Origin of the sequence: Falsigemmobacter intermedius (genome assembly GCF_004054105.1) — a bacterium.
GTDB lineage: Bacteria > Pseudomonadota > Alphaproteobacteria > Rhodobacterales > Rhodobacteraceae > Wagnerdoeblera > Wagnerdoeblera intermedia.
Window position 1 is genome coordinate 1 of record NZ_SBLC01000079.1, and the last position, 5304, is coordinate 5304.

The 5304-nt window shown below is 49.8% G+C and carries 6 protein-coding genes; 3 read left to right on the forward strand and 3 right to left on the reverse strand.

Annotation, left to right across the window (positions count from 1 at the left end; all coding sequences use genetic code 11):
* Both EP867_RS18690 and EP867_RS18695 read right to left on the reverse strand, forming a co-directional pair.
* A partial coding sequence (locus tag EP867_RS18690; RefSeq protein ID WP_164888953.1) for a hypothetical protein occupies nt 1-402 on the reverse strand: 402 nt, incomplete at its 3' end.
* Nucleotides 399-773: a hypothetical protein gene (locus EP867_RS18695; RefSeq protein WP_128490960.1), complete on the reverse strand. Its 375-nt coding sequence runs from the start codon at nt 771-773 to the stop codon at nt 399-401. The genes EP867_RS18695 and EP867_RS18690, both read right to left, overlap by 4 nt.
* Before the next feature lie 352 nt (nt 774-1125).
* Here EP867_RS18695 and istB point away from each other — a divergent pair, with 352 nt between their 5' ends.
* Nucleotides 1126-1971 (forward strand): IS21-like element helper ATPase IstB, encoded by an 846-nt coding sequence (gene istB / locus EP867_RS18700; RefSeq protein ID WP_128490961.1) that lies wholly within the window; start codon nt 1126-1128, stop codon nt 1969-1971.
* Nucleotides 1972-2044: 73 nt separating this feature from the next.
* On the opposite strand, the gene EP867_RS18705 is transcribed toward istB, so the two are convergent.
* Nucleotides 2045-2278, reverse strand: coding sequence for an ATP-binding protein (locus EP867_RS18705; RefSeq protein WP_277749376.1), 234 nt, complete (start codon nt 2276-2278; stop codon nt 2045-2047).
* 420 nt (nt 2279-2698) lie between these two features.
* Here EP867_RS18705 and EP867_RS18710 point away from each other — a divergent pair, with 420 nt between their 5' ends.
* Both EP867_RS18710 and EP867_RS18715 read left to right on the forward strand, forming a co-directional pair.
* Nucleotides 2699-3112 (forward strand): hypothetical protein, encoded by a 414-nt coding sequence (locus tag EP867_RS18710; RefSeq protein WP_128490962.1) that lies wholly within the window; start codon nt 2699-2701, stop codon nt 3110-3112.
* Nucleotides 3109-5304 (forward strand): glycosyltransferase family 4 protein (locus EP867_RS18715; RefSeq protein ID WP_164888954.1); only part of this gene is annotated, 2196 nt, incomplete at its 3' end. The genes EP867_RS18710 and EP867_RS18715, both read left to right, overlap by 4 nt.

The following is a 5304-nucleotide window of genomic DNA, read 5'->3' on the forward strand; positions in this document are numbered from 1 at the left end:
GCGTTTTAAGAGCCGCGCCGCATCAAGGCCGCTGCGGATGGCCGACTGGCCCGGGCTGCGCTGATGCCGCCGCAGAGCGGCTGCCAGCACCCAGGCGGTCAGCGCATCGGCGCCGAGCGCCGCCGCGGCACCGCCCCTCTGACATTCCTCTGCCAGAAAGGCGGCAAGGGGTGCCTCCTGCAGGTGCCCCTTCAGCGCCAGGCGGATCTGCAGGAAGGGACGCGCCTGATGAATGCGCAAAGGCGCGAGCGGGCCGCATTCTACCTCGAGATCGCTGAGTGCCTGCTTCAGACGCTCAGGCTCCCCTCTCAGATGGCGCTCGAGCATTGCGGTGGCCCAGACCGCAAGGTCGCGGCAGAGCTCGGGCTCAAGCGGGCCAAAGAGGGGATGTGCGGCCGTCATCGCAGGCCCAGACCTCGCACCGCCTCGGTAAAGACATCGGGCTCGGGCTTTGGCTCCAGCCGCTCGCGGCGCAGACGAAACCGCCGGCGCAGCTGCGTCACATCGCGCGACGCCGGCAGACCAAAGAGCCCGAGTTCCTCGCGCGGACAGCGCTGGCTCAGCGCCATCAGAAAGCTGGCTCGTTGCTCAGAAGTTGCGACACATGCGGGGAACTGCGCGGCCACCTCGCGCCACCCCAATTTACGGAGCTCTGCGGGGGTGGTCTGTGCGGGGAACTCGAGAACAGGGATGACGTCCTCTGCGCAATGCAGCCAGCCAAAGCCTGCCACGGCCAGAGAGGGCAGCCCCTGAGCCGCGTCAGGGGCACTCACACAAAGACAAGGGCCCCATACCTCAGGTATCCCCAGCCTGCGCAGAACGTCATAGGCCGGCAGAGCCAGAGGGTGGATCTGAAAGGACGACCTTGGGGCAGAGCGAAACATCACAAGCTCCGTTCAACGATAAAATACGAGCCAGAATGCGCCTTTCTGGCAAATTCGATGAAAAGCGGTATCTGACCAGATTAGGCATAATTTTATCGTTGAAAACGATTTTCTGCCGAAACTGGCCAATCCAGGCCAAATTCAACGATAAAAATGGGAAGTTTCATATAGTCGCCCGCCGCCCACTGGCCTTTTATGAAGCGGTTGGGCGCCGCCTGGCGAATGTCGCGGAGGGGGGCCCATGATCCCGGTCATCGAACGCATCCGACAAAGTCTTGTCAGCCTGCACATGGCCCGCGCCCTGGAAACGCTGGATCACACCCTGAGCCGTTTGGAAAAAGGTGAGATCAACGCCATTGAGGCAATCGACGAGTTGCTGGCTGAAGAACTGAACCTGCGCGAAGGGCGCCGCATCGGCGTGGCCCTGCGCACAGCGCGCCTCATGCCGGTCAAAACTCTGGAAAGCTTCGACTTCTCGTTCCAGCCGTCACTGGATCGACGCCGCATCATGGCACTGGCTCAGCTGGAGTTTATCAAGCGGGCAGAAGTGCTGCACTTCCTCGGCCCGCCGGGGACCGGCAAAAGCCATCTCGCCACGGCCATGGGGGTCGCAGCGGTGAAAGCCGGACGGAGCGTCTATAGATGCTCCCTCGCCGAGCTGATCGAGGCGCTCACCAAAGCTGAGCGCGAGGGGCGCCTGGCGGAAAAAATCCGCTTCTATGCCCGTGCTTCGCTGCTGATCGTCGACGAGATCGGCTACCTGCCAATCACCAGTGGCGGGGCCAACCTGTTCTTCCAGCTGGTGAACGCGCGTTACGAAAAGGGCGCGATGAACCTCACCTCAAACCGTGGCTTTGCGGAATGGGGTGAAATCTTCGGCGATCCCATAGTGGCCACAGCCCTCCTCGACCGCCTCCTGCATCATGCGGTTGTCGTTCAGATCGAGGGCGCAAGCTATCGGCTTCGCCACCACGCAGATCTGATCCCCGAACACACCCGCTCACATGCAGCAATCACACCACCGCCGCCGACCAAGCGCCGCGGCCGAATCCCGAAATACGGAGCTGCCCATCCCATGAGCAGCTAATTGCCAAAACCGCGAGGTGGGGAATTTTGCGCCAGCACTTCGGGGGAAATTTGATCCAGCATTTACAGCTTGATCAGGCCGTATCACCCAAAATCCCGCATAGCTCATCGCGCTCAGCTTTGGTGAGCGCCTCGCTCAGCTCGGCGAGGGAGCATCGATAGACGCTCCGTCCGGCTTTCACCTCCGCGACACCCATGGCTGTGGCAAGATGGCTTTTGCCGGTCCCCGGCGGGCCGAGGAAGTGCAGCACTTCTGCCCGCTTGATAAACTCCAGCTGAGCCAGTGCCATGATCCGGTGTCTGTCCAAGTAGGCCCTTGCACTTCTTCCTCAGCGCGGGTCAGGTCGGCACCTCACCCGGACAACGCCTGACTTCTGCAGTAATGCCGAACGCATGCGTTCATGATATACTGGTCGACGACCCGAGAAACTCAGATCCGCCTCACAGTTAAGAACAGGAACAAGACTCCTGGCACCACCAGAACCACAGCCATAACTTGCACGAAAATCGGAAAAGAGGCGGAGCCACCTGCCGCCGGATAAACCTAAAGACGTCCAAGACATGGCGCAGCAAAAAGAAAATTTATTATGCCTATAATAATGAACAAAATAGAGAAATTTTGCAGAAAATGGATTAAGAAACTACCTCATAAAGTACGCTATAGGTTCAGACGTACATATTATAGAGAACTTGAAAATTCACGATTAAGCCGAACAGAACAACACGAATTGGAAGATGACGCGATTACCAATGAAGATTTTCGAACCTTCATTAAGAATCGGCTTACTTTGAAGAGAGTGGAGACTCTGCCTTACTCACCATACAGAGATTCTACTGACTTGGCCCTGACGGTTGAATATAATCTTCTATGGAAAGCGGACGGCACAGATCCACAATTAATTGATCTTTTACGAAACGGCGGTGACATCATCGTAAAGGATCAGTTAAAAGTAAGCGACATTGCATATGTGGAGAAGTTAATAGATCATATCTATCTCGCATATTTTAGATTTTATCCGAACAGTTGGGATAGATGGGAACGTGCCAATGCAGCAATCCGTGACAACGGCTTCTCCGGAATAATTTCAGATATAAAAAAATCACCCGACTTCATTAAGATGGGATTTCGGAAGATAAAATGATGATATATGTTAATGCTAGCAATACACTATCGACTGGATCCAAAACAGGCATTCAGCGAGTTGTGAACGAACTCTGTCGTCATTTTACTCTCTGCGAAAAGTATAGGATAATCGCTTATTTTGATGATGGATTTTACATCGTAAATAATCATTACAACACAGGGCCGAAAGAATATGACCCTAAAAAAATCAGATTTGATTTTGAAGATATCACTAAAGGCGATATTCTATTTGACCCGGACGCATCCTGGAGGGACCATTACGATTTAGGTCAGCTATATCGAGAATTCAAATCAAGGGGAGCACTTGTGGTAAAATTACACCACGACGCCGTTCCTATATTATACCCTGAATTTTCTCACAAAAATACAATTTTTCAATTCAAGGAAAATTTTGCAATCACTGTGACTTACGCAGACTACTGGATTTGCGTCTCACAAAAAGTACGGGATGACTTAAAGCAACTAATGCAAACCCTTTCACTCCCATCTCCACAGCTATTTGTGATAAATTTGGGTGCCGACATAGGTTCAACTGAATCCAAAGACGAACTTATTGGTGACGCCTGCAAAAGTCTCATGGATCGCAACTACCTACTTTCTGTAGGAACAATCGAGCCGAGAAAAAATCATTCATTATGCCTCGACGCATTTGAGGCATACATTAAATCAGGAGGCCAATCAGATCTCAATCTCATCCTTGCCGGGAAGCCCGGATGGAATAACGAGGATATCATTAATAGGATCATAAATCACCCCCTCTACAACAAAAGAATTCATTGGCTTCAAGATTTAAATGATGTTGAGATCGGTGCATTATATAAAAATGCAAAGATTTGCCTTTGCCTTTCTCACTATGAAGGCTTTGGACTGCCAGTAGTGGAAAGTTTGGCATATGGAACACAAGTCATATGCACAGCAGGCAGTTCTATGGAAGAAATTGCAAAAGGTTACACGTTTCCGGTCGAACTGAACGTGTCAGCTGTCCTTGAAGCTATTCAAGGCATCTTAGACAGGGGCATTTCGAAAGATTTACGCCTTTACTCCCCACCAAAGTGGAGTGATACGGCGATGTTTTTAGACAGTGTTTTTTCTGAAATTACTTCCTTTATGCCGCACAACCCTGCGCCAAGACAAGCTGTTTATATCTCTATTCGTCCAACCGCCGTTCGTCAGTCAATTTTTTCCATAATGAGGAATATGAGCTTTATTTCCAATATTGTGATTCTAACTTCTGATGAAAATTTTCAAGAAATGTGTGCGGCATTGAAGGGGATCGAAATTGAAACAACGATCTTAATGGAGTCGTCGATTGGGTTAAAAAATCTTCCAAGTGATCACCTACAGAGAAACACTCTCCTTAGAAGAACCTTATATCAGAGAGCGGAAATTGATGAAAATTTTATTGCCTTCGATGATGATTACATAGTAGCTCAGCCTGTTGATCTGGAGAATTTTTATATTTCCGGTAAGCATATTGCTTACTATTATATTGACAGAGGTGACGAATGGTATGGAGCCCTGCCTGATCCAACTAGCTTTGACTTTGGCACCTGGAGAACCCGCAGCTATCTGAATAATTGCGGATACGACACAAGGCTTTATGGCTCTCATCAACCCCAAATCATCAACAAATCTTTAGCAGCTATAACATTGAATATTGCAGAAGTGTACAACCTTGATGAATGGAGTTCATATTTCAATATTGCAAAGCATCTAAAACCTTCGATGTTCGTAGATAGAGTTTATCAGGCAGGAGGATGGCCTGCCAACTTTGATGGTTGGTTACCTTCGGCGGCGCCTGATAAAGTTTTATTTTTCAATGATTGGGACGGGAACAGCGAGATCAGCCTTATTAAAGCAATTAAAGACTGGAGAACGGGCCTAGCGGAACATATTGCACTGAAGGAAAAGATAATGCCGAAACTTGTTAAATTGCTTATTGATAATAATTACGCATCATTCACTGACGAAAAGATTTACTGCAGTCCAAATAATACCTTGTTTATCCCAGTTTTCCGCCGAGAGGATCTCGAGTATTTTAATTTTACATTTAATGAATGGGCAAGTTCAATCGATTATCAGTGTCCTCCAAATTTTATACATCTACCATTGACCGGCCATAACATTGTTAATGATTTTAACCTCGAGATAGAAGTGAAGATAAAAGGTTCGGTGGAGCCTTTGAGAGCA